General features: G+C 60.2%; 20 protein-coding genes, 1 tRNA gene and 1 pseudogene. 8 read left to right on the top strand and 14 right to left on the bottom strand.

Translation table 11 applies throughout. The annotated features are described in order from the left end of the window. Nucleotides 1-32: 32 nt before the first annotated feature. From ACWR1S_RS26185 to ACWR1S_RS26175, 3 genes are all read right to left on the bottom strand, one after another. Nucleotides 33-1760 (bottom strand): J domain-containing protein, encoded by a 1728-nt coding sequence (locus ACWR1S_RS26185; protein ID WP_454565508.1) that lies wholly within the window; start codon nt 1758-1760, stop codon nt 33-35. An 11-nt stretch (nt 1761-1771) separates the two neighbouring features. Beyond that, nucleotides 1772-3469 carry a molecular chaperone HscC gene (locus ACWR1S_RS26180; RefSeq protein ID WP_454565507.1) on the bottom strand — a complete coding sequence of 566 codons (1698 nt, stop codon included), beginning with the start codon at nt 3467-3469 and terminating at the stop codon, nt 1772-1774. A 189-nt stretch (nt 3470-3658) separates the two neighbouring features. After that, complete coding sequence (locus ACWR1S_RS26175) at nt 3659-5077, bottom strand: short-chain fatty acid transporter (protein ID WP_116031448.1); 1419 nt, start codon at nt 5075-5077, stop codon at nt 3659-3661. 333 nt (nt 5078-5410) lie between these two features. Here ACWR1S_RS26175 and ACWR1S_RS26170 point away from each other — a divergent pair, with 333 nt between their 5' ends. Continuing rightward, entirely contained in the window at nt 5411-6724 is a 1314-nt protein-coding gene (locus tag ACWR1S_RS26170; RefSeq protein ID WP_454565506.1) for an MFS transporter, read from the top strand. A gap of 39 nt (nt 6725-6763) precedes the next feature. Here the strand turns inward: ACWR1S_RS26170 and ACWR1S_RS26165 are convergent, their stop codons facing one another. After that, the gene (locus tag ACWR1S_RS26165; protein WP_454565505.1) at nt 6764-8134 is read right to left on the bottom strand and encodes a GntT/GntP/DsdX family permease; all 1371 of its coding nucleotides are present in this window, start codon (nt 8132-8134) and stop codon (nt 6764-6766) included. A 190-nt stretch (nt 8135-8324) separates the two neighbouring features. On the opposite strand from ACWR1S_RS26165, the pseudogene ACWR1S_RS26160 reads away from it, so the two are divergent. From ACWR1S_RS26160 to ACWR1S_RS26150, 3 genes and pseudogenes are all read left to right on the top strand, one after another. Further along, a pseudogene (locus ACWR1S_RS26160) lies at nt 8325-9149 on the top strand (PAS domain-containing protein); the annotation flags it as partial. After that, nucleotides 9129-9689 carry a methyl-accepting chemotaxis protein gene (locus ACWR1S_RS26155; RefSeq protein ID WP_371748318.1) on the top strand — a complete coding sequence of 187 codons (561 nt, stop codon included), beginning with the start codon at nt 9129-9131 and terminating at the stop codon, nt 9687-9689. The pseudogene ACWR1S_RS26160 and the gene ACWR1S_RS26155, both read left to right, overlap by 21 nt. A 100-nt stretch (nt 9690-9789) precedes the next feature. Further along, nucleotides 9790-10389, top strand: a complete 600-nt coding sequence (locus ACWR1S_RS26150; protein WP_454565504.1) for a flavin reductase family protein — start codon at nt 9790-9792, stop codon at nt 10387-10389. Here ACWR1S_RS26150 and ACWR1S_RS26145 read toward each other — a convergent pair whose 3' ends face one another. The 3 genes from ACWR1S_RS26145 to ggt all read right to left on the bottom strand — a co-directional run bounded on the left by ACWR1S_RS26145 (nt 10390) and on the right by ggt (nt 13149). After that, on the bottom strand, nt 10390-10761 hold the full coding sequence (locus tag ACWR1S_RS26145; RefSeq protein WP_454565503.1) for a helix-turn-helix domain-containing protein: 372 nt from the start codon (nt 10759-10761) through the stop codon (nt 10390-10392). 3 nt (nt 10762-10764) lie between these two features. Further along, nucleotides 10765-11067, bottom strand: a complete 303-nt coding sequence (locus tag ACWR1S_RS26140; protein ID WP_095122959.1) for a type II toxin-antitoxin system HigB family toxin — start codon at nt 11065-11067, stop codon at nt 10765-10767. Nucleotides 11068-11316: 249 nt separating this feature from the next. Next, a complete protein-coding gene (gene ggt / locus ACWR1S_RS26135) occupies nt 11317-13149 on the bottom strand; it encodes a gamma-glutamyltransferase (RefSeq protein ID WP_454565502.1) in 1833 nt (610 codons plus the stop codon). 264 nt (nt 13150-13413) lie between these two features. Here ggt and ACWR1S_RS26130 point away from each other — a divergent pair, with 264 nt between their 5' ends. The 3 genes from ACWR1S_RS26130 (at nt 13414) to ACWR1S_RS26120 (ending at nt 15580) form a co-directional block, all read left to right on the top strand. Further along, entirely contained in the window at nt 13414-14523 is a 1110-nt protein-coding gene (locus ACWR1S_RS26130; protein WP_454565501.1) for a DUF2817 domain-containing protein, read from the top strand. A gap of 269 nt (nt 14524-14792) precedes the next feature. Then, nucleotides 14793-15263, top strand: a complete 471-nt coding sequence (locus tag ACWR1S_RS26125) for a helix-turn-helix domain-containing protein (protein WP_454565500.1) — start codon at nt 14793-14795, stop codon at nt 15261-15263. Between the two features lie 92 nt (nt 15264-15355). Beyond that, nucleotides 15356-15580: a SymE family type I addiction module toxin gene (locus ACWR1S_RS26120; protein ID WP_454565499.1), complete on the top strand. Its 225-nt coding sequence runs from the start codon at nt 15356-15358 to the stop codon at nt 15578-15580. A 375-nt stretch (nt 15581-15955) separates the two neighbouring features. Here the strand turns inward: ACWR1S_RS26120 and ACWR1S_RS26115 are convergent. From ACWR1S_RS26115 to ACWR1S_RS26090, 6 genes are all read right to left on the bottom strand, one after another. Then, nucleotides 15956-16032 (bottom strand) — tRNA-Met (locus tag ACWR1S_RS26115). An 86-nt stretch (nt 16033-16118) separates the two neighbouring features. Then, complete coding sequence (locus ACWR1S_RS26110) at nt 16119-17573, bottom strand: amidase (RefSeq protein ID WP_454565498.1); 1455 nt, start codon at nt 17571-17573, stop codon at nt 16119-16121. 60 nt (nt 17574-17633) lie between these two features. Beyond that, a complete protein-coding gene (locus ACWR1S_RS26105) occupies nt 17634-18680 on the bottom strand; it encodes an ABC transporter substrate-binding protein (protein WP_454565497.1) in 1047 nt (348 codons plus the stop codon). A 27-nt stretch (nt 18681-18707) separates the two neighbouring features. Next, complete coding sequence (locus tag ACWR1S_RS26100; protein ID WP_116255190.1) at nt 18708-19514, bottom strand: ABC transporter permease; 807 nt, start codon at nt 19512-19514, stop codon at nt 18708-18710. Next, on the bottom strand, nt 19514-20434 hold the full coding sequence (locus ACWR1S_RS26095; RefSeq protein ID WP_108226011.1) for an ABC transporter permease: 921 nt from the start codon (nt 20432-20434) through the stop codon (nt 19514-19516). The genes ACWR1S_RS26100 and ACWR1S_RS26095 overlap by 1 nt, the downstream gene beginning before the upstream one ends. A 15-nt stretch (nt 20435-20449) precedes the next feature. Beyond that, the gene (locus tag ACWR1S_RS26090; RefSeq protein WP_454565496.1) at nt 20450-21568 is read right to left on the bottom strand and encodes an ABC transporter ATP-binding protein; all 1119 of its coding nucleotides are present in this window, start codon (nt 21566-21568) and stop codon (nt 20450-20452) included. Nucleotides 21569-21794: 226 nt separating this feature from the next. Here ACWR1S_RS26090 and ACWR1S_RS26085 point away from each other — a divergent pair, with 226 nt between their 5' ends. Beyond that, on the top strand, nt 21795-22697 hold the full coding sequence (locus ACWR1S_RS26085; protein ID WP_454565495.1) for a LysR substrate-binding domain-containing protein: 903 nt from the start codon (nt 21795-21797) through the stop codon (nt 22695-22697). Here the strand turns inward: ACWR1S_RS26085 and ACWR1S_RS26080 are convergent. Beyond that, entirely contained in the window at nt 22690-24747 is a 2058-nt protein-coding gene (locus ACWR1S_RS26080; protein WP_454565494.1) for a methyl-accepting chemotaxis protein, read from the bottom strand. The genes ACWR1S_RS26085 and ACWR1S_RS26080 overlap by 8 nt on opposite strands. Nucleotides 24748-24847: the final 100 nt, after the last annotated feature.

Raw genomic sequence — 24847 nt, 5'->3', positions numbered from 1 at the left:
GATGGATGACAAACGGCACTGGCGCTGCTTGCCTAGCCGGGCATGAGTTGGCTGAGCGAAAAACCGAGTCTGCTGGCTGCCGTGATCGCGGTCATGACCACCAGAAAGAGCAATTGCAGCGGACTGAAGTGCGCCCAGTGCAGCGCGGTCAGCCAGGGGCGGCGGCTGCTCAGCTGCGGATCGAGCGAACCGATGCGGCGTTTGTGCACCAGCCCGATCAGCAGCGTGCCGACATAAGTGATCGCCCCCAGCGGGCCAAGCATCAGCGAAAACAGCAGCACCATCACCCCTTGCGGTACGCCGTGGCGTATCACCAGCCAGCGCGTGTCAGGGTTCCATTTGCGCGGAATCAGTCCTTCGGTGAGCCACAGGTCCGGGACGATGACATGGGCCGTGAGCACCACCCACCAACTCAGGGCAAAGCGGAAAAACCAGACCGGTACGCAGGCAAAGATCATCGGAATGAAGATCAGATTGGCGGTATCTCTTTTCTCAAGGCCCAGATAGAACAGGCACAGCGCCAGGGCAATGGCCGCCCACACGCGTACCCAGGTTTCGGCGGCGATGGGCCGTGGAAAAAAACGCCGCCAGTAAAAAGCATCGGCATAGGGCAAACGTGCGAGCAGCTCGGGGAAGCGCCACGTGAGTTTTTCCGACAAGTCATGGCAGGCCTGCCATTCGTTCTGACCAAAGCCGTCGATGATCTTCTTCTGCTGCAGGGGCTTGAGCGGATTGATCAGCAGATGCGCCGCTTGCACGTCGGCCGCCCAGGTGCGGTCGCTTTCAGCCTTGGCGCGCAGATTGTCGTAGAAACTTTCCTGATCGCAGCGTTCGATCAACGTGTCCCAGAGCCAGTCCGGTTGCGGGTGCAGGCCTTTGTTGTGATCCCAGCCGAACAGCTGGCCGATGCGGTCGAACAGCGGCACGCTCCATTCGCTGTCATTGAGCAAGTGCAGCAGGGTTTGCTGCCATTGTTCGCGGCGATCGAAAACCTGCAGCCACGGTTGGGCGCTGTAGCGTTTGAGCACGTTGAGGAATTCGCGCTCGCTCTGACTTTCGAGCAGTGCTCGCAGGGCGTTTTGATAATCGGCCATTAGGCTTTCGGCGAGCAGGTCACGCTGACGTTCATTCATCAGCACGTCTTGCCACGGCCCCAACCATCCAAGTTGCTCGACGGCCCAGTGCAGCAGTGGAGCGCGCAGTGATGGCTGTTCAAAACACAGTTGCAGCAAAAGTCTTTCGAAGGCCTTGGCGCAGCCTTGCTGTTGCGCCTGATCCCAACGCTCGTCGAGGTTTTCGGGTGATAGCCCCTCAATCAGTGGCCGTGCGGCCTGGGCTTCAAGCGCATACGCCTCTGTGTCCGGGGCCACCGTCAGTGGCTCGACAGGCAAAACATCATCCTTCGCCGGCGGCGCAAAAGGCTCGGGGGCTGCCGGGTTGACGGGCGGAACGTCGAGATCGGCAAAATCCCACGACGGGTTTTGCGGGTGGCTGTGTTTGTTTGCCAGCGCAGCATCGAACGCCAGTGCGGCAAAGGTGCTGGACGCCGTGGCCACGGCGACGTCTTCTTCGTCGGCAGGCTCAGCGTTTTCAAGCCGCCACCGGGCAATCGCCAGCGCTTGTTCGTAGGCTTCGCGCAAGCGCTGGAAACCTTCGGCATCCTCATCGGGGCGGAAGGTTTTCAACAGCCGCGCATAGGCGCGCTTGATGTCGCGGGTTTCAGCATCATCGTGCAGGTGCAGCACCGACCAGCAATCCATGGCCAGGCTCCTTATTGCCACGGGGTGCGATCAAGTTCGCTCAGGCGGCGGCTCAAGTCGGTGCGCACTTCACGGATCTGGCGCTCGTCCTGAGAGTCGAGGGCGATCTGGAATTGTTTGGCCCAATCGCCCATCAGGTCACGCAGATCGCCCAGGCTTTCCTGGTAGAGGCGCTCAAGGCGTGCAGTCAGCAGCGTGTTGACCTGTTGCTCGCGCGGGTGAATCTTCAGCTGTGCGAGGTTCGCCAGGCGTTGCTGGATCTCCTCGGGTGACAGCACGCCCGGGTTGTTCTCGATGACCAGCGAATGCTGTTGCCCGGTCAGGGGAATTTTCACCTGGGCTTCCAGCAGACCGTTGTTGTCGTAGGTGAAACGCACATCGAGGGCGACTTCGCCGGCCTTGCGTTTCGGCACCTTGATGTCCAGCTCGCCGAGTGCGACGTTGTCTTTGACCAGACGGCTTTCACCCTGGAAGATCCGCACGACTACGTGTTCCTGATTGTCGTGCAGGGTGTACACGGTTTTCACCCGACTGACCGGCACGATGCTGTTGCGCTCGATGATCGGCAGGTAGTGGCCGCTCTCATAGTTGCGGCCGACCTGCGTGGAGGTCTCGATGCCCAGGGTGTAGGAGCAGACGTCGGTCAGCACCACTTCTTCCAGCGCGGCGGCGCGGGCCTTGAGGGCTGCCTGAATGGCCGCGCCCTGTGCGACCACCTGATCAGGATCGAGGGTGATCGACGGAAAGCGGCCGAACAGCCCGGCGGCGAGTTTGCGCACCAGCGGCATGCGCGTGGTACCGCCGACCAGCAGAATTTCGTCGAGGTCGCTGACGCGGATGCGCGCATCGCGCAGCGCCCGTTCAATCGGCGCGCGCAGGCGTTCGAGCAGCGGCATGTACAGCGTCGCCAACTGTTGCTGGGTGATGGTGTGCGTCCACTGCCGCTCACCGAGCTGCAAGCGGAATTCGGCACTGTCGTCCTGCCCCAGCGCCTTGCGCACGCGTTCGGCCTCGCGACGCAGCGGTTGGATGACGCTGCTGCGCTCAGGGAAGTCTGCGGCCGAGCGGTGCTGGCTGATGAAGTGCTCGAGCAGCACGGTGTCGAAGTCTTCGCCACCGAGGAAGTTGTCACCAGCGCTGGCACGCACCTCCATGACGCCTTCGAACAGCTCCAGAATCGACACGTCGAACGTGCCGCCACCAAGGTCGAAAACCAGGAACGAAGTTTCCTTGTCCCGTTGGTGCAGTCCATAGGCGAGGGCGGCGGCGGTCGGCTCGTTGATCAGCTTCTCGACCTTCAGCCCGGCCAGTTCGCCGGCGATCCGCGTGGCCTTGCGCTGGGCATCACTGAAGTACGCCGGGACGCTGATCACGGCTTCGGTGACGGTTTCGCCAAACGCGCGTTCGACGTCTTCTTTCAAGCTCTTGAGCACCAGCGCGGACAGCTCTTCCGGGCGAAACGCCTTGTCGGCCAGATAAACTTCCGTGGCGCTGCCCATGTGGCGCTTGAACAGCGATGCGGTCAGGCGCGGATGCGTGTGCAGACGCTCACGCGCCGCCTGACCGACCAGAATCCGGCCTTGATCATCCAGGCCGACAACGCTCGGTGTCAGGAACTGACCCAGGGCATTGGGCACCAACTCGGTGGCATCCCCACGCCAGACGGCGACCAGGCTGTTGGTGGTTCCCAGGTCAATCCCTACGATCATTGCAACGAACTCCCTTTGCGCTTGGTAAAAAATGGAAACATTTATCGGCGCGCAGAATATTACCGAGGGTGCGATGCGGTAAAGCACGATGATGGCTCTGAGCCATTATTTGCGACAGGCAGCCCGATAAACGGCTGTTTCAGGAGAAAAGTGCGGAGCGCGGCCAGCATGACCGCGCCCCGCTTGGGGTTACGGCATGACTGGCGGCGTATACGCCAAGGTCGTCCCCAGCGCCCACAGCAAAACCAGCACCAGCGGCGTATGCACCAGCAACTGCACGAACGAGAAACCGATCAGATCCCGCGCCTTCAGTCCGAGTACGCCGAGCAGCGGCAGCATGTAGAACGGGTTGATCAGGTTCGGCAGCGCTTCTGCAGCGTTATAAATCTGCACTGCCCAGCCGAGGTGATACTGCAGATCGTTGGCGACCTGCATCACGTACGGCGCTTCGATGATCCACTTGCCGCCACCGGATGGAATGAAGAAGCCGAGAATCGCCGAGTACACGCCCATCAACAGCGCATAAGTGTCGTGGGAGGCGATGCTGACGAAGAACGTCGAGATGTGGTGCGCCAGCGTCTGCGCATCGGCGCCTTTGACCGTGGTCATCAGCGCGGCAATCGAGCCGTACAGCGGGAACTGGATCAACACGCCGGTGGTGGTCGGCACCGCACGGGCCACGGCATCGAGGAAACTGCGCGGACGCCAGTGCAGCAATGCGCCGAGCATGATGAACAGGAAGTTGTAGGTGTTCAGCCCGGAAATCGCGGTGATCGCCGGTTTGGTCGAGAACTCGTGAAACAGCCATCCCGCCGCCAACAGCACTAGCACAATGATCAGCAGTGGACTGTGTTCCAGCCATTCACCCGGCCGCGTCCGCGGTTGCAGCGGTGGCAGGTTGAAGGCCGGGTCGATGCCGCAGGCCTTGGCGTCGCGCGCCGAATTCGGCCCGGGGGCGGTGGCGTAGGCGATGATGATCGAGATCACGATCAGCGCCAGCAGCATGACACCGGACTGCCAGAGGAAAATCGTTTCGGTGAACGGAATCACCCCGGTGATCGACAGGATCGACGGCGGCAGGCTGGCCGGGTTGGCCTGCAACTGCGCGGCCGACGACGACAAACCCAAGGCCCACACCGCGCCAAGGCCCAGATAGGCCGCGGCGCCGGCGGCGCGGTAATCCATTTTCAGGTCAGTGCGGCGGGCGAGGGCGCGGACCAGCAAACCGCCGAACACCAGCGACAGGCCCCAGTTGAGCAGGGACGCAACCATCGAGATCAGCGCCACCCACGCTACAGCGGAGCGGCCGTTTTTCGGGATGCGCGCCAACCGGTCAATCAGTTTTACGGCGGGTGGCGAACTGGCGACGACATAGCCGCCAATCACCACGAAGGCCATCTGCATGGTGAACGGAATCAGGCTCCAGAAGCCGTCACCAAACGCCATCGCCGCATCGGTGGGTTTGGCGCCCATGGCCAGTGTGGCCAGGGCGACGATGATCACGGCCAGCGCGGCGAACACCCAGGAATCGGGGAACCAGCGTTCGGCGAAACTTGAACAGCGCAGGGCAAAGCGTGCGGAGCGGCTATCTTCGATATCAACGGCCACAGGGAGTACCTCGGATTTTTATGGTTATTGTGGTCTTGCGGACGAAACACATATCCTCTGTAGGAGTGAGCCTGCTCGCGATAGCTTTCTTACATTCAACACTTGTATTGACTGAATCGACGCCATCGCGAGCAGGCTCACTCCTACAAGGATCTCGGCATGACTTGCCGATGGTGGTTCGCCTGGCAGGACAGGCATTAACAGTAATTCAACTGCCGATGCTTTGTGAGCAGGTTTTGCAAAACCGGGACTATGGTCTAACGGGTTGTCCACCAGCCCATTTGCGTAGACCATGGGCGCCTTGGTTTTTTGCCTGTTTCCGAGTTCTTTGCCATGACTGCCCAATCCCCGGCCAAACCTGCGCCGTTCAGCCGTTCCGACTACAAGACCCTCGGCCTTGCGGCCCTTGGCGGTGCGCTGGAAATCTACGATTTCATCATTTTCGTATTCTTCGCCCTGACCCTCAGCCAGTTGTTCTTCCCGCCGGAAATGCCCGAGTGGCTGCGGCTGCTGCAAAGCTTCGGCATCTTCGTCACCGGTTATCTGGCGCGGCCGCTGGGCGGGATTTTGATGGCGCACTTCGCCGATAAACTTGGGCGCAAGAAAGTCTTCAGCCTGAGCATCCTGATGATGGCGCTGCCGTGCCTGCTGATCGGGATCATGCCGACTTATGCACAGATCGGTTACTTCGCGCCGTTGCTGTTGCTGGCGCTGCGCATCCTGCAAGGTGCGGCGGTGGGGGGTGAGGTGCCGAGCGCCTGGGTGTTTGTCGCCGAGCACGCGCCGGCCGGCCATCGCGGTTATGCCTTGGGCTTTTTGCAGGCCGGGCTGACCTTCGGTTACTTGATCGGCGCATTGACCGCTACGTTTCTGGCGCAAGTCTTCACCCCGGCGGAAATACTTGATTACGCCTGGCGCTACCCGTTCCTGCTCGGAGGCGCCTTCGGTGTGATCGGCGTTTATCTGCGCCGCTGGCTGAGCGAAACCCCGGTGTTCATGGCCATGGAAGCGCAACGTGAGGCGCGCGTTGAATTGCCGTTGCGCACAGTGCTGCGCGAGCACCGGCTGGCGATGCTGCCGGCGATGTTGCTGACTTGCGTGCTGACCTCGGCGGTGGTGGTGTTCGTGGTCATTACGCCGACCATGATGCAGAAAACCTTCGGCATGACCGCCAGCCACACCTTTGCCCTGAGCGCATTGGGCATCGTCTTTCTCAACATCGGCTGCGTGATTGCCGGTCTGTTGGTTGATCGCTTCGGTGCCTGGCGCACGGTCATGCTCTACAGTCTGCTGCTGCCATTGGGTATCGGTGTGCTTTACGGCTGCCTGATCAGCGGCGGCGAGTGGATTGGTATCGCGTATGCCATTGCCGGTCTTGCTTGCGGTGTCGTCGGAGCCGTGCCATCGGTGATGGTCGGCTTGTTCCCCGCGCGTATTCGCGTGTCAGGCATTTCCTTCACCTACAACATTGCCTACGCGGCGTGGGCGAGCATCACACCGCTGCTGCTGATCGGTCTGATGCCGTGGAGTCCGTGGATCTGTGTGATGTTCTGCGCGGTGATGGGCATGGTCGGCGTCGTCAGCGCGGCGTATTTTGGCGCGCGCATGCCCCGAGTCGGCAGCCAATCCGTGGCGCCCTGTTCCTGAAAACGGGTTATCAGCCTCGGCGCCAACCCGCCGAGGCCGTTACGTCAGCCAGTGCCACCACAGCAACGTTCCCGCCAGACCCACTACCGAGACAATGGTTTGCAGGATCGACCAGACCCAGATGGTCTGTTTCAGTTGCAAGCCAAAGTACTCGCGAACCATCCAGAACCCGGCGTCGTTGACGTGGCAAAAGAACACTGAGCCGGCACCAATCGCCAACGCCACCAACGAACTCTGCGTCGCGGCGAGGCCCGCCATCATCGGCGCCAGAATCCCCGCCGTCGTGGTCGTGGCCACCGTCGCCGAGCCCGTGGCCTGACGCAAGGCCACAGCGATCAGCCACGCCAGCAACAGGTACGGCATGTGCGCGCCTTCAGCGACTTTGCTGATGGTCTGGCTGACGCCGGCATCCAGCAAGGTCTGCTTCAAGCCGCCGCCAGCACCGATGGTCAGCAACAGCACGGCAATCGGCGCGAGGCTTTTGCGCAGGGTGCCGCCGACGTCTTCGCGGGGCATGCCATTGGCCCAGCCGAGGCAGATCACCGCCGCCATCACTGCAATGCCCAGCGCCACCAACGGTTCGCCAAGAAACTTCAAGGTCAGGGCGACGCTGCTTTCCGGGCTCATCGTGACTTTCGCCAGGGTACTGCCGAGCATCAGCAGCACCGGCAGCAGAATGATCAACAGCGACATGCCGAAACTCGGCTGACGCGGCGCTTTTGGCGGCGCACTGAACAGGGCGCCGAGCTCTGCCGGCTCATCGACATGCATGCGTTTCGACAGCCAGTTGCCGTACAGCGGCCCAGCCAGAATCACCGCCGGGATGGCGATGCTGAAACCGAGCAACATGGTCAGCCCGAGGTCGGCATGCAACGCGCTGACCGCAATCAGCGGTCCCGGGTGCGGCGGCATCAGCGCATGCAGCGTGGTCATTCCGGCCAGCGCCGGAATCGCGATTTTCAGCAGCGGCTGACCTGAACGGCGAGCCATGACGAAGATGATCGGCACCATCATCACCAGCCCCACTTCAAAGAACAGCGGCAGGCCAATCACCATCGCCACCAACGCCATGACCCATGGCAGTGACTTGCCTTTGCCCAGCCCGAGCAAGGTCGACGCGATGCGGTCGGCGGCGCCGGATTCGGCCATCAGTGCGCCGAGCATCGATCCCAGCGCAATGATGATCCCCGCTTCACCGAGAATCGCCCCGGCGCCTTTGCTGAACGCCTTGGCCACGTCTTCGGGCGGTAAACCGGCGCCGACACCGGCAATGAACGTACCGATCAGAATTGAGAGAAAGGGCGGCAGTTTGGTGGCGCTGATCAACACGATGATCGTCGCAATGGCCAGCAGGCAGCAGAGAATCAGGCGGGTGTCGTGCACCATCCAGGCAGCGGTCGATACATCCAAAACGGAACTCCTTATCGGGCGAATACCGGCAACATGTTGTTGCAATTTATCTTGAGAATACCTGATGTGGCCGGGCCAGAGCGCTGGGTTTTGTATCCGCTCGATGGTGGATAGAGAAGGCCAGTGGCCTATTGAGATTATTTTTGACTGACCGGTCGCAAGCGCTCTTCAGAAAAGATTTTCAAGGCCGATGGTTAGGCTGCATCCCGCTTTCTATCCTGCCCATCGGTACTTCCCCATGTTCAACAAACGCTTGAAGCAAGAGCTGGCCGCTCTTCGTGAAGAACTCTCCAGCCTTGTGCAAGTGAAAGAAAGCCTGGAAAGCGAGATGCTGGTGCTGACCCTTGAGCCCGACGGGCGCATTCAGTCGGTCAACCAGAACTTCCTCACTGAGATGCTCTACAAGAGCCAGGACCTGATCGGTCGGGCGATTGAAGACATCGTCCCGGCGCATGTGAAGTCGGACGAATTCCATCACCGTTTCAAAAACGCCATGAATAGAGGCGAGCACTTCGCCGGTGCCGTGCGCCTGTTGCGTGGCAATGGTGAAGAAGCGTGGCTGCGTTCGATTGTGCAGCCGGTGCGTTCTTCGGATGGGCGGATCAAACACATTTCGCTGTTCGCCAGCGACCTGACCCGCACCATTGAAGCCTCGCGTGAACACGAAAACCTGATCGGTGCGCTGGTGCGCTCCACTGCCGTGATCGAGTTTGACCTCAACGGCAACGTGCTTAACGCCAACGATCGCTTCCTCAGCGGCATGGGTTACAGCCTGGCGCAGATCAAGGGTAAACATCACCGGACGTTCTGCGCTCCGGAGGAGTACAACAGCGCCGAGTACCAGAACTTCTGGCGCCGTTTGAACAACGGCGAGTTCGTCGCTGACCGCTTCAAGCGTGTCGACAGCCATGGTCGTACGGTGTGGCTGGAGGCGTCCTACAACCCGGTGGTCGATGCCAACAACAAACTGTACAAAGTGGTGAAATTCGCCACCGTGATCACCGATCAGGTCAATCGCGAACAAGCAGTAGCCGACGCGGCCAGCATTGCCTACAGCACTTCGCAGCAAACCGACAGCACCGCGCAACGCGGCACCACCGTGGTCACCGAGGCGGTGAATGTGATGCGTGATCTGTCGCGGCACATGCAGGCTGCCGGGGAAGGCATCGAGGCATTGAACGAGCAGTCGCAGGTGATCGGCACCATCGTCAAAACCATCAGCGGCATCGCCGAACAGACCAACCTGCTGGCGCTCAACGCTGCCATTGAGGCGGCGCGCGCCGGTGAGCAGGGCCGTGGTTTTGCGGTGGTGGCCGACGAAGTGCGGCAACTGGCCTCGCGCACCAGTCAGGCGACCGAAGAGATTGTCACCGTGGTGCGGCAGAACCAGGAAATGGCGCGCAACGCCGTAGCGCTGATGACCGACGGCAAGCTTCAGGCCGAACAAGGCCTGGCGCTGGCAGCAGAGGCGGGCACGGTGATTGTCGAGATTCAGGACGGTGCGCAGAAAGTCGTGAATGCGGTCGGCCAGTTCGCCAACCAACTCTCCCACTGATCTGCACTGATCCCATGTGGGAGCGAGCTTGCTCCCACAGGTTCTGTGTTTCTTCAGTGGCAGCGCTACAATCGGCTCCTTTTCCCCCGGAGCAGACCCCATGAGCGATTCCCACCGCCGCCCGGTGCCCCTGAACAAAGCCTACCGTTTGCTCAACCACGGGCCGACCGTGCTGGTCAGCGCCGCCCACGATGGCCAGCGCAACATCATGGCTGCCGCTTGGGCCATGCCATTGGACTTCGAACCACCGAAAGTCGCCGTCGTCCTCGATAAATCCACCTGGACCCGCCAACTGCTCGAAGCGTCCGGCACCTTCGTGCTCAACGTGCCGTGCGTCAACCAGGCCGACATCGTGCAAACCGTCGGCAATACCTCGGGTCTGGACATCAGCCAAAGCCAAGGGCAAGACAAGTTTCAGGCTTACGGCCTGCAAACCTTTGCCGGCGAACAAGTCGAAGCGCCGCTGCTCGAAGGCTGCGTCGCTTGGCTGGAATGCCGCTTGCTGCCTGAGCCGCGCAATCATGAGCAATACGACCTGTTCCTCGCCGAAGTCATCGCCGCCCACGCCGATGAGCGCGTGTTCAGCGACGGGCGCTGGCATTTCGAAGGGCATGACGGTTTGCGCACCTTGCACCACGTGGCGGGCGGGCATTTCCTGAAGATTGGTGATGGGGTGGATGGCAAGACGTTGTCGGTTTGATTAGCCCAGCTTGGCGGGTTTGATCAGGCTCTCGGCTGGAATACCGAATAGTTCATGGAGCTTCCATATCATGGGAAGCGTCAAAGCACGCTTGCCATTGAGGACTTCATATACCCGGTTCGTCCTGCCAATGGCAGGGGCCAGATCCGCCGCAGAAAGCCCTGATTGCTCCATACGGAACTTGATGGCTTCGATTGCATTCGGCAAGTCGAGGGGGAATTTCTTGGCTTCGTAAACTTCGATGAGGGTGATCATGACATCGAAGTAGTCCCCTTCGGGTGTACCCGGTTCTGGCTCATTGTCAAAAAATGCAGACACCTCTTTGAGTGCTGCACGGTATTCCTCTTCCGTATGAATTGGATGAATATTCATGGGTTACTCCATTTCGACGGTATCAGCGTCGATTGCATCGTACTGCTTGTGGGTGCCGACGAATTTTATGTATATGGCGCCGAAGCGGTAGGCCACGGCTACGATCAGGCGAAAGTCATTACCCTTGATGTTGAACACCACTCTGCGGCTTTTCAGAATGCTCGCAGAAGCAAAGTGTGCCTTGATGTCCGAGGGTGTTGACCAGCTTGCTTTTCTCGCTTCATCTATCCACGCCAACAGTGGTTGCTCTGAGTCCGGATACCGTTCCCAAAAATTTTTGAGCTGACTGACAGCGATAATTCTCATGACGCGATCCTAGTCCCGCTATGGGACTGATGCAAGGCAGTTAGCATTCGGTGGACGTACGGTTCAAATATTTCTGTATTCATAATTGCCAGCAGATTCCGAAAGTATTTTTTGCTGAACGGCCACTTACTCTATCTGTGGCAGCAAGTTTTCGGGGTAGGAAAAGGCGACGGAATGCGAGTGAACACAATCTGTTAGCCACAAAAAAGGCCTACCTCACGGTAAGCCTTTTCTCTTTGCGTCCTAGCCTCAATCCCCCAACGCTTCCCCCTCACGCCGTGGATCCGCGCCACCCTCCAACGACGCTTTCCCCTGCGCATCCTTGACCCGCACGATGGCCTGGGTGCCGCTGGTCATGTCGATTTCATTCACCGCATGCCCTTTGTCCTTCAGTGCCTGAATCAGCGCCGGGCTGAATTGGCCTTGTTCCAGTTCGGTCGGGCCGTTGCGGCTGCCGAAGTTGGGCAGGCTGATGGCGCTTTGCGGGTCGAGGTGCCAGTCGAGCAGGCCGACGGTGGTTTTGGCCACGTATTCGATGATTTGCGAACCGCCCGGCGAGCCGACCGTGGCGACGAATTCGCCGCTGGGGCGATCGAAGATCAGCGTTGGCGCCATCGACGAGCGTGGACGTTTGCCGGGTTCGACGCGGTTGGCGACTTTCTGCCCGTTCTCTTCGGGGATGAACGAGAAGTCGGTCATCTGGTTGTTCAGCAGGAAACCCTGAACCATCAGGTGCGAACCGAACGCCGCTTCGATGGTGGTGGTCATCGACACGGCGCCGCCGAGGTCATCCACCGCGACCACTTGCGAGGTGGAGATGCGCAGCGGCGAACGGTCCGGGGCGTAGGCCACCTGCACGCCCGGCGGTGTGCCCGGTTTGGCGCTGCCCATGCTGCGCTCGCCGATCAGGCTGGCGCGGCTTGCCAGATAACCCGGGTCGACCAGGCCTTTGACCGGCACCGGCACGAAGTCGGTATCGGCGACGTATTGCGCGCGGTCGGCGTAAGCCAGACGTTCGGCTTCGGCGATCAAATGCACGGCTTGCGGGTCCGGTTCGATCCCGGCCGGTTTGTCGGTCTTCAGCGGTTTCAGAGGCGTCAGCGAGAGGCGCGGGTCGCGGGTTTCCAGCGCCTGCAACGTGCCGAGAATCTGCGCAACGGCGATCCCGCCCGACGACGGTGGCGGCATGCCGCAGACCTGCCAGCGTTTGTAGTCGGTGCACAGCGGCGCGCGCTCCTTGGCCTGATAGCGCTGCAGATCGCTGAGCGTCAGGCTGCCGGGGTTGGCGTGGCCCTGCACCTTGGCGACGATTTCTTCGGCGATCGGGCCTTTGTAAAGCGCATCCGCGCCTTCATTGGCGATGCGTTTGAGCACTGCGGCCAGCGCCGGGTTTTGCAGGCGTGTGCCAACGGCTTTGACGCTTCCATCGGCGTTGAGGAAGTACTTGGCCATGTCGGGCGACTGGCGGATCACCGGGTCTGCTTCCAGCAGCGAGTGCAAACGCGGGGATATCGCAAAGCCTTGCTCGGCCAGTTTGATCGCCGGTTCAAACAGCTTGGCCCATGGCAGGCGACCGTGTTGTTTATGCGCCAGCTCTAGCGCACGCAATACGCCCGGCGTACCGACCGAGCGACCGCCAATCTGCGCCTGCGGGAACGACATCGGCTGGCCATCGGCACGCACGAACAGCTTTTCGGTCGCGCCGGCCGGTGCGGTTTCGCGACCGTCATACGTGCGCACCTGTTTACCGTCCCACAACACGATCATCGCGCCGCCGCCGATCCCGGACGATTGCGGCTCAACCAGGGTCAGCACCGCTTGCATCGCAATCGCCGCATCAATCGCCGAGCCGCCCTGACGCAGCATCTCGCGACCGGCTTCAGCAGCCAAGGGATTGGCAGCGGCGGCCATGTGTTGGCTGGCGTGACGGGTTTGCAGATCGGTGCGGAAACCGGACGCGGCTTCCGGTGCCAACGGCAAGGTCGAAGAGGGCGGGGCGTTGCACGCGGTGAGGGTCAGGGCGCTGATGATCAGCGTCAGGGCAGGCAGGCGAAAGCGGCTCAAGGGCAAGGCTGAAAACACGTGGGCTCTCCGTCCGTGGGATAAAAGTCTCAGGGACTTTATCGACCGCTCGGTCGCGACGCAAACCGATGGGCATTTTTGTCTTTCTTTTCAGGGCGGATGTTCGCTAGGGTCAAGCTCAAATTTATGGAGCACCAACATCCCCTGTAGGAGTGAGCCTGCTCGCGATAGCGGCATTACGGCCAACATCAGTATTGACTGAACCACCGCTATCGCGAGCAGGCTCACTCCTTGTAAAGACATAAAAATCACAAGAGGCTAGGCATGCACAGCGAGTTCCCCTCCGAATCCAGCTACCGCGATCAACGCGAACAGTTCATCGCCGCCGCCAATGCCGTCGGCGCCACGCTCACTTCCTACGCCCATCCACGCTGCGGCCCCTTTGGCGAACCGCTGAGCACCGACGTCGCCGTGCTCGGCGATCCACAGGCCAAACGCCGACTGGTAGCGCTCAGCGGTACCCACGGCGTCGAGGGCTATTACGGCTCGGATTGTCAGATCGAATGGCTGAAGGCATTCCTACCGGGCTCGCTGCCCAAGGATGTCGCGGTGGTGATGGTGCACCTGATCAACCCATGGGGCACGGCGTGGTTACGCCGGGTCAACGAAGACAACATCGACCTCAACCGCAATCACCTCGATTTCACAGGACCCTTGCCGGATAACCGCGCGTACGCCGCGCTGCATGAAATCTACGCCTGCACCGATCTCAATGGCTCCGAACGCAAACGCGTCGATACCTTGCTCGACGCGCAGATCAACCAACACGGCTGGCCGGCGGTGATGTCGATTGTCGAGGGCGGCCAGCACAGCCATCCCGACGGACTGTTTTACGGCGGCCGCGCGCCGAGCTGGTCGAATCGCACCTTGCATCAAATCATCGATGCGCATCTGGCTGGCGCTGAAACGGTGATGTGTTTTGATTTGCACACCGGCGCTGGCGAGTACGGCCATCCGATGTTGCTGACCATCACCCAGGCACCTTACCCGGCACTCGCGCAGGCCCAGGCGATCTACGGCCCATGGCTTTACACGCTGCACACCGGCGCCGACACCTTGAGCGAAACCGGCGTGGCAGCGACGGCTACCGGGTACACCTCGCAGGCGTTGCTCAATGCTTTACCGGACGTGCAGTTGATGCCGTTCGTGATCGAGTGCGGGACGTATCCGGGGCCGGATGTGCATCGGCATTTGCGCGATGATCACTGGCTGCATTTGCATGGTGATCCGCTGGATGCGATAGGGCGGGCGATCAAGTTGAATCTGCTGGAGCAGTTTTATCCGGCTGATCCGGACTGGCGGGCAATGGTGGGTTTGCGTACTCGGCAAATCTGGGCGAGAGGGTTGTCGGCGTTGGAAAACTGGTCGCAGTAAATCATCAGTGTCTTTGCTGCCGGCACTTTCCTCCAGACACAAAAAACGGCTCACTTTGCGGTAAGCCGTTTTTTTGTATTTGTGCTGCGCGATCTAATTCATACCAGGATCGAATCCGTTTCCTACAGCGTTTTTTCAACCTGATCTCTCGCTACCGATTCAGTCGAATGAAAAGGCATTTCGCGCCTGTAGTACCTCGCCCCCGACCTAGCGGTTGTTCTGCCTTTCAGGTCGACAACTTACGCGCCTTTACCTGAGGATATTTTCTGTTGTTTTTTCCAGGATGGATTTCAGATGAAAAGGATGAGTCCGTTGCCATTCAACTCTATTTTCAGTCGGCCATTGTCATGAGTGTTTCCAATGAGGACCGCGATTTTCTGGTGGCGATGGGCAGTCGTATTGCTCACTTACGCACAGTGCACGAGATCACACAGACTCGGTTTGCACGGGCTTTAGGTCTTTCCCGGCAAACCTTTCAGGGCTACGAGGAGGGCACGCGCAGCATGCCGGTCACGACACTGGTGAAGATGGCATTTGCGCTTCGCGTGCCCGTTGAAGACCTGCTCGGGGTTCCCTCTTACACGGAGACGCCCAGACGCAGCTTGACCTCGACGTGGTATCGACGGTTGCAGTCCATCAATGAGCTTTCGAAGGTCCAGCAGAAGGTCATTGCGCAGATGCTTGACGCACTAATCGCACAGGCAGCGACCAAAGCGAGCGACGAAGAAAAAGAAATTTGAAGTAACCCAAAGAACGCGGAACCAAGGTGCGCGAACACCCTGGCCCCGCTAACCACAAGCAGCTAAACAGGAGCTAATAACAGGAGCTAATCATGGCTAACACCAATCATACGTCATCAACCCCCATCACTGAACGCAGGTTGAAAATCGCCGCTGATTTTTACCCGGTTCATACCAAGGAAAAGACCTACAGCCCCGCCAAACCGGTGCCCTGGATCAGGCTTCGCGGACTGTGGTTGCGGCAGGCGGGATTCGAGGGGAACGAGAACGTCAAAGTGCGTGTGATGAAAGGGTGTCTGGTGATTACAGCGGAATAGATGAGTCGTCCGAGTAAAGCCGCAACGCTATTTGCGTAGGAAAAACGCCGCTAACCCTCAGGGATAGCGGCATTTTTCTCAAATAGCACTTTTGATTATCTTGAATTTTATGGCGGGCGAGGCCCGTGTTACCTGGCTAAAAGCCTGGTTGTGAGGAAGGCATGATCTTGAATTTGATATTGGCTTATGTGAAAAAAAAAGAAGCGCAAACTGTAAGAAAGTCTGACTGATGAGCGACTGCGAACCCATTGATCGGTGGTAGCGCATCGCTACACCTCTAGCGCAAACAGTGATTCGGATAGATCGGTAACCGGGCGGGGGATTATTGCAGGCATAAAAAAACGGCCTACCTTTCGGTAAGCCGTTTTTAGTACTTGGTGGCTACACAGGGACTTGAACCCCGGACCCCAGCATTATGAATGCTATGCTCTAACCAACTGAGCTATGTAGCCAAGTGGCGCGCATTATTCCCCTGAAATGGAAAAGCGTCAAGCGTAAATTTAAAAATTTTTTCTACGCTTTCAACCGTTTATCAAAATCACTGGCTGAGCAGTGGCGAAGGGCAGCGTTGGAACCAGCGGCTGGCCTGCTCATAAGCGTGCGCCAATTGCAGGACAGCGAAGTCGGCCTGGTGCTTGCCGATGATTTGCAGCCCCATCGGTAAACCCTGCGCATTGAATCCCGCCTGGACGTTCGCAACCGGGCAACCCGACAACGTGCCGGGGATGACCACCTCCATCCAGCGGTGATACGTGTCCATCGCCACACCCTCAATCGACGTCGGCCACGGCTGAGTCTTGTCGAACGGAAACACCTGAGCGCTCGGCAACAACAGATAGTCGTAGCGTTCGAACAGCCGGGAAATCGCCCGATACCAATCGCTGCGCACCACTGAGGCGGCGAACACTTCGCTGGCCGAAAGCTTCAAACCATTCTCAACTTCCCAGATCGCTTCCGGTTTCAGCAACGCACGCTTCTGCGGGTCGGCATACGTCGCGCCCAAAGACCCCGCGACCATCCAGTGCCGCAACGTCCGCCAACTGCTCCACAGCCGATCAGGCGCGAAATCCGGCTGAACGGACTCAACGTGGCAGCCGAGGCTCTCAAAGTCGGCGAAGGTCTTCTCGCACAGCGACAGCACGCCTTGCTCCATCGGCAGATAACCGCTGAAGTCCCCCAGCCAACCCAAACGCGTGCCTTTGAAATCACGCTCCAGCGGCGCCGCAAACGTCTCACCGGATTCAGCTATCGACAGCGGCGCCCGAACATCACCGCCAGCTTGCACCGACAACAGCAACGCCGCATCTTTCACACTGCGCGCCATCGGTCCTTCGTAACCCAACTGATCGAAAAACAGATCCGCGCTGTCATCGAACGGCACACGGCCCTGCGACGGACGAAATCCAAAGATGTTGTTGAACGCCGCCGGATTACGCAGCGAGCCCATCATGTCGCTGCCATCCGCGACAGGCACCAGATGCATCGCCAGTGCCGCCGCCGCGCCGCCACTGCTGCCGCCCGCGGTTTTGCTCGGGTCATACGCGCAAGCGGTCGCACCAAACAACGGGTTATAACTCTGCGAACCGAGGCCGAATTCCGGGGTGTTGGTCTTGCCGATGATGATCGCGCCGGCGGCCTTGATCCGCTCGACCATGATGCCGTCGCGCTCAGGCACAAAGTCTTTGTACAGCGGCGAACCCAGCGTGGTGCGAATGCCCTGGGTCAGTGACAGATCCTTGATCGCATGGGGCAAGCCATGCATCCAGCCACGGTACTCGCCACGCGCCAGTTCGGCATCGCGTTCATCGGCCTGAGCCAGCAGATGTTCCGGTGATTGCAGGCTGATCAACGCATTGACCAACGGGTTGAAACGTTCGATATGGGCAAGGTAAGTCTGCATCACTTCCCGGCAGGACACCTGGCGCAGGCGGATGCGGTCGGCGAGCGCGTGGGCCTGCAGCAGGACCAGTTCGCTGATGTTATTAGCGTTCATTGCAAGCGGCCTTTCAGACGGCTGGAAAAGTGCCCCGCCAGTGCGACGGGGCGGTAGCGATCAACGCATCAGGTTGGTCCAGAGACGGTCAGCGAGGCGGATCGCGCCTTCACCGCAGGTCTTGCTGAACACCACGTTGGTGCCCTCGGGAATGTGCAATTCCGGCGCATCCTTGAGCGCCGCATCGAGGAACGGTTCAACGCCTTTGATCGGGCTCTGGTGCTTGAGGAAGTTCTGCGTCATCGCCGAGTTTTCCGGCTGGCTGAGGAAGGCGATGAACGCCTTGGCATTCGCCGGATTCTTGCTGCCAGCGGGGATGACCATGTTGTCGACCCAGGCCAGTACGCCTTCTTTCGGGTAGAGGTATTTCAGCGTCGGTTTCATCTCGCGGGCGCGCATCGACGAGCCGCCCCAGAACATCGACATGTCGATTTCACCCGAGGCGAGGTTCTCGCGAATCGAGCCGGCCTTGGAGCTGTAGGTTTTCACGAACGGCTTCTGCGCCTTGAGCAGCGTCAGCACCTGCTGCATCTGTTTCGGGTCTTCACTGCACAGCGGAATGTTCAAATAGAGGCTGGCCATGTCGACCATGTCGCTGACCGAGTCGAACATGTTGATGCGCCCCTGCAACTCGGCTGGCGGCTCATACAAAACCTTGTAGCTGTCAGCCGGGCCTTTGTAGCGGGCGCTGTCGAGCACGACGCTGGTGGTGCCCCAGATGAACGGCACCGAATACGCGCCTTCTGGGTCCCAGCTCGGTTTTTTCAGGTTATCCACAACGCTGGCGTAGTAGGGTTCCTTGACCGGGTCAAAGCGTTCCAGCAGGTTTTCCTTGATCAGGATCGGCACGAACTGGTGCGACGGAATCGCCACGTCATAACCGGCGCCGCCCTGTTTCAATTTCGCCAGCAGCGTCTCGTTGGAATCGTAGGAATCGACGGTGACTTCGATGCCGGTCTGCTTTTGGAACTTGGCAAGAATCTCCGGCGAAAAATAGCCGCTCCAGCTCACCACGTTGAGCTTCTCGGCGGCCTGAACACTGGCGGCCATGCTTAGCGGCACAGTCAGGAACAACGAAGTGCCGACGCTTTTTATCCACTTGCTCATGCTATTTCCCCACAGGTCGTAGAAGGTTCAGGCGTTCTTTTTGCCCAACAGGTAAGAGAGGCTGACGAACAGCACCGAGACGCCCAGGATCAGGGTTGACACGGCGTTGACGTCGGGTGTCACGCCCATCCGTAGCAGGCCGAAAATGAAGATCGGCAAGGTCGTGGTGCCCGCTTGCGAGACCATCATCGAGATCACGAAGTTATCCAGCGAGACGATGAAGGCCAGCATCAGCCCGGAGAAAATCCCTGGCATCAGCAGCGGCAATGTCACTTTGCGAAAGGTTCGCCAAGGGCCGGCGTAGAGGTCGGCGGAAGCCTGCTCCAGCGACAGATCCATGTCGTTCAACCGCGCACGAATCGGCAGGTAGGCGAAGGGAATGCAGAACACCGTATGGGCGATGATCAGGTTGCCGTAACCCAGCGACAGACCGATGGTGGAGAACAGCGCCAGCGTCGCCACACCGACGACAATTTCCGGCAACACCAGCGGCAACATGATCGCGCCCATCGACAAGTGCAGGCCCTTGAACTTGGCCCCGCGCGAGGTGCCGAGGGCGGCGAGGGTGGCAATCGCCGTGGCGATCATGCTCGCGCACACCGCGATCAACAGGCTGTTGCCGGCGGCCTGGCGCAAGGCCTGATTGGCGAACGCGGCGCGATACCAGTCGAGGCTGAAACCGGTCCACACCGTCGCCGATTGGTTGGCATTGAACGAGAACACCACCAGCACCACGATCGGCGCATACAGGTACAGATAGAACAGAAAACTGAAGCCGCCGAAACCGGGAAAGTCCTGCACGCCCAGCCCTTTGCGTTTGAAGATTCCGATCATCACGCACCTCCTTTGGCGATGCGCTGGCGCTCGGCGCGCAGGGCATACACGGTCAGTACCAGCATCACCGCAGCCATCAGCACCAGCGACAGCGCTGCGCCAAACGGCCAGTTACGCGCATCGCTGAACTGCCGGAAGATCAGGTTGCCGAGCATCATCCGCGTGCCACCTCCGAGCAATTCCGGGGCGATCATCGCGCCCAGACATGGCACGAAAGTGAGGATGGCACCGGCGAGAATCCCCGGTTTGGCGATCGGCAAAACCACTTTGCGTAAGGTGCGCACCCGTCCGGCATACAGGTCCTGCGCGGCTTCGAGCAGACGGATATCCATCTTTTCCAGCGTTGCGTAAATCGGCAACACCACGAACGGCGCATAGGTGTAAACCAGTCCCAGCAGCACCGCGCCGTCGGTGTACAACAGTTGCAACGGTTCATGAATGACGCCCAGGCCCATCAGACTGTTGTTGATCACCCCGGTGTTGCGCAGCAGCAGAATCCACGCGTAAGTGCGGATCAGCAGGTTGGCCCAGAACGGCACGGTGATCAGAAAAATCAGCAAGCCGCGTCGATGCGCCGGCTGCATCGCCAGCCACACGGCGACCGGAAATCCGATCAGCAATGTGATGATCGTGGTCAGCCCGGCAATGCCAATCGAGCGCAGGGCGATGATCAAATACGAGTCGGCAAACGCGAGGCTGTCATCCAGTTGCCGCTCGAACAGCAGCGAGGTGTAGGCGTCGCTGCTGAAGACTTTATTGACCCCGCCGTAGGGGTTGGCTTCCATCAGCGAATAGCCGATGACGATGAGGATCGGCACCAGCAGAAACAGGCCGATGGCGATCAGCGCCGGGCTGACCCCGAGGAAACTCTGGAAGGCTTTGCGGCGTTCCAGCGTGTTGGCAATCGGTAAGGCATGCATGGCAATTCCTCCGGCTCAATCGTGCAGGACGCTGGCGCTTCCACGGTCGAATAACAGACCGGCCTGACTGCCGACGGCGAAACGCAGGCTCTGGTCGACGCAGTTGGGCGTACGCACGGTGAGGCGCGAACCGTCGCTCAGGCTGACCTGATATTGCAGGTCGGTGCCCAGATAGATCTGCGCTTCGATTCGGCACGGCAGCGCGTTTTCGCTGTTGGCCGGCAGCAGATGCAGGCGCTCGGGGCGTACCGACAAGGTCACGCTGGCGCCGACTGCCACGTCGCTGCACGGTTGCGCCGGCAGAGGATGGCCCGCCGGCCCGGCGAACCAGGCCATGCCGTCCTCTACGCGAGTGACCGAGCCTTCAATGAAATTGGTTTCGCCAATGAAGTCGGCGACGAAGCGATTGCGCGGGCGTTCGTAGATGTCTTCCGGGCGCCCGACTTGCTGCACTTCACCTTCGGAGAGCACGGCGATGCGGTCGGACATGGTCAGCGCTTCTTCCTGGTCGTGGGTAACGAAGATGAAGGTGATGCCGGTTTTCGCCTGGATGGTTTTCAACTCTTCGCGCATGGCCTGACGCAGTTTGAGGTCGAGTGCCGACAGCGGCTCATCAAGCAGCAACACTTTTGGATGCGGTGCCAAAGCGCGGGCGAGGGCGACACGTTGTTGCTGACCGCCAGAGAGTTGCGCCGGTTTGCGAGTGGCGAAGCGCTCCATCTGCACCAGCGCCAACATCTCGCGCACGCGCTCGGCGATTTGCCCTTTGTTGAGGACTTTGCCCATCGGCTGTGATTCGAGGCCGAAGGCCAGGTTCTCGGCGATGGTCATGTGCGGGAACAGCGCGTAATGCTGAAATACGGTGTTGACCGGCCGCTGGAATGGCGGGCGCTCAGCGATGTTTTCGCCGTAGAGCAGGATCTCGCCTTCGGTTGGAAACTCGAAACCGGCGATCATCCGCAGCAGCGTGGTCTTGCCGCAGCCGGAAGGGCCTAGAAGGGTGAAGAATTCGTTGTCGCGGATGTCCAGGTCGATGCTTTTCAGCGCCACCGGACCGGTCTGCGGATCACCGTAAACCTTGCGCACCGAGCGGATCGAGACCGCCAGCGTTTGCAGCGAATGCAGGGCATTCATGCGTTACCTCCGATTCCCCCATCGCCTGCGACTCGCTTGGAAAAGCGTTGCCGTCGGGCCATGGATATTATTTTTTTGGGCAGGATCGAGATTGCGTTCGGGTGTGAAACCAGCTGTTTTATTGTTCTGCTGTGGCTCGATTATCAGCCAGGGGTTGCGCGGCGCGACACTTCAATTTAAACATGGCAGGTGTTAGTTAATTTAACAGCCGCAGGTGCCAGGAAACATGCCCGACCACCGTTTGCCGCCGCTCAACGCGGTACGCGCCTTTGATGCCGCCGCCCGGTTGGGCAGCTATGTCGAAGCCTCGAAAGCCCTGCACGTGACCCAGCCTGCGATTGGCCGGCACGTGAAATTGCTTGAGGACTGGCTGGGCATTCAATTGTTCGAACGCACCTCACGCGGGGTCAATCTGACGCCAGCGGGGGAGAAGTACCACCGCAAGATCAGCGCCGCTTTGCAGCTAATCATTGAGGCAGGCAAAGAGGCCCGACCAAAAGATGCCGAGCGCTGGTTGCGGATCATGGTGGTGCCGGGGTTTGCCAAGCGCTGGTTGATGCCAAGGATCGAAGCGCTGCGGCATCTGCGCCCGGGATTGAAACTGGCCATTGAGCCGAATTCGACCTTCACCGAAGTGGATGGCAAAAGCGCCGATCTGGGCATCGTCTACGGCCTCGACGGGCAGTATGCCGACTCACGGGAAGCGCTGATTTGCCCACGGGTTTTTCCGATCTGCACGCCGGCGTATCTGGCCAGCATTGCACCGATCAACAGCCCGGCCGATCTGGTCAGCCACGAACTGATCCACGTCGACGACGGCGAATGGTGGAATCTGTGGTTCGCCGCCCATGACCTCGATATCCACCTCAATTCCGACATGCTCTACGTCAACAATGACCACGCTCTGTCGGTCGCCGAGAGCGGGCAGGGGATCGCGTTGGCCAACGAGGTGCTGGTGCGTCATGAACTGGCCAGCGGCAAACTGGTGCGTGCGGTCGATGCTGAGGTGAAGCTTGAGAGCTATCGAGTGCTGACGCCGTCCGCCGAACTCTCGGCGGATGTGGCGTGGTTTATTCAATGGCTCAAGGCTGAACTGGAAACGGACTTCCCCGAGGCTGTGATCAACTGAGGCGGAAGCGTGCGGTGTTGTCACTCAGCGCTTTGCTGCCCTGGCTCAGGGTGTCTGCGGCAAGATTCACCGCCCGCGCGCCTTCGAGCAAGCGCACGGCCGCCTGATCAACCTGCTGGATATTGCCGCTGACTTCATCGGCGGTACTTGCCTGTTCCTCAACCGCTGTGGCGATCTGCGCGAGGGTGTCGGTAACGCTCTGCACGGCGCTGGCGATTTCGCCCAGGCGTTCACCGAGACCGGTCACCGACTCGGCATCGGTTTGCGCCTGGCCGCAGGCGGCTTCCATCAAACTCACGGCTTCGTTGACTGTAGCGCGCAGGCTGTCGACGGTGCCGGCGATCTGCGCGGTGGACGACTGTGTGCGTTGCGAAAGGCTGCGCACTTCATCGGCCACCACGGCAAAGCCGCGACCTTGTTCGCCGGCACGCGCGGCTTCGATAGCGGCGTTGAGCGCGAGCAGATTGGTCTGTTCGGCGACGCCGCGAATGGTGTCGACGACCAATTGAATCTGCTGGCCTTGCTCGCTGACCCGGCCCAGCGCCGCCGCAGTTTCGTTCAAGCGCTGGTTGAGCTGCTGAATACTCGCGGTGGTGCGCTGGCTGTCGCGGCTGCTGTCGGCGGCAATGCGCCGGGTATGCTGAGCGCTGCCGGAGGCCTGCTCGCAACTCTGCGCCACGCCTTGCGACGTCGCGGCGAGTTGCGTGGCGGCTGCGGCGATCTGGCTGATCTGCAACTGCTGCGCCTCGACTTCGTTGAGGGCGCCGCTGGAATGCTCGTTGAGGCTGCGTACGGCGTGGCTCAGTTGTGAGGTTTCGTGATCGACACCGAGCATGCTCGTGCGCAGTTGCACCACGGCAACGTTGAGCGCGGTGCTGATCGCCGCCAGCTCATCGCGGCCCACCACCGGCACTTGCAGACTCAGGTTGCCATCGCGCAGGGCTTCGGCGAGCAGGGTGATGCCGCTGGCGCTGCGGCGGATCGAGGCTTGCAGGCAGACAAACAGATACAGCGCCGCCAGCAGCAGGCAGCCGAAAATGGCTGCGACGATGATGAACTGACGGATCGCCGAGCTGTGGTAGGCATCGAGTCGTTGATCCAGCGACACCAGCGATTGCTGGCGCAGGGCGGCGAGGTCGGTCAGCAGGGCGTCGAGGTTGCGTTCAAAGTCGTCCGGTTTGAGCGTGATGCTGCCGCCGAACACGCCGTCATCCAGCACCTTCAGGCCGCTATCAAGGCGTTTCAGACTGTCATGGTATTGGCTGGCCCAGCTCTGCTGATCTTTCGGCAGGCGTGCTTCGAGCAGCGTGGCGGTTTTGACCAGTTGCTCGCGGGCATCGCCGATGCGGCTGCGCAGGTCACGCAACTGCAAACGGCTTTGCAGAGTGAATTGGCCGGAGACGACCGAGGCTTGGCCGACTGCTGCGAGACGTCCGACGCGTTCGATCAGGTCCGGCGCGTGCTGCGTGGAAATTTGTGTCAGCAGATAGGTTTCCAGCCACGGCGCGAGGGTCAGGCGATTGTCCATGACGATCTGCTCGCGCAACGCTTGCAGGGCACTGAGGGCGTTGGTGAAACGGTCGTAGCCGTCCGGCCACCAACCGACACCACTGAGGCTTTTCGAGTCCAGCCCATTCAGCGCGGTTTGCAGCGCCTGATAGCGGGTAAGGGTTTCGTTTTCAGCGCCTTCGTTTTTCAGGGCGTTACCCAAGTCCGTGGTGGCTTGCAGAACTGCCGGTTGTACCGCGTCGAATGCACCCATGGCGGCGAGCGTGGCCGGCGTCGGTTGGCGATTGGTTTCGGTGGCGCGCCAACGGGCGGCACGGTCGCGTTGCGCGGCGAGCAGGTTGTCCAGCGCATCGAGTGCGAGCAACTGCCGCACGCCGGCACGTTCGCCGGAAATCAGATTGAGCTTGTCGCGATAGTCCTGGCCGATCATCAACAGGCTGCCGGCCAACGGCAGAATGAACAGCAGAAACAACAACTGGAATTTACCTGCGAAGCCAAACCGCCCCAGCAATTTGATCCCCGGTGAAAGGAAAGCCTGCATGCCCCATGACTCCTCTGGACACCACGCACCAATGGCGTGCATCGCGGTCGTGCGACCTGGATGTTGTGCCCTGCTAAAAGGCCTCGAAAGTTCACTCTCG

It is taken from the genome of Pseudomonas sp. AIG, assembly GCF_977020205.1.
Note: the sequence above shows the minus strand (reverse complement) of the source record. Positions and strands in the feature narration are given on the sequence as shown.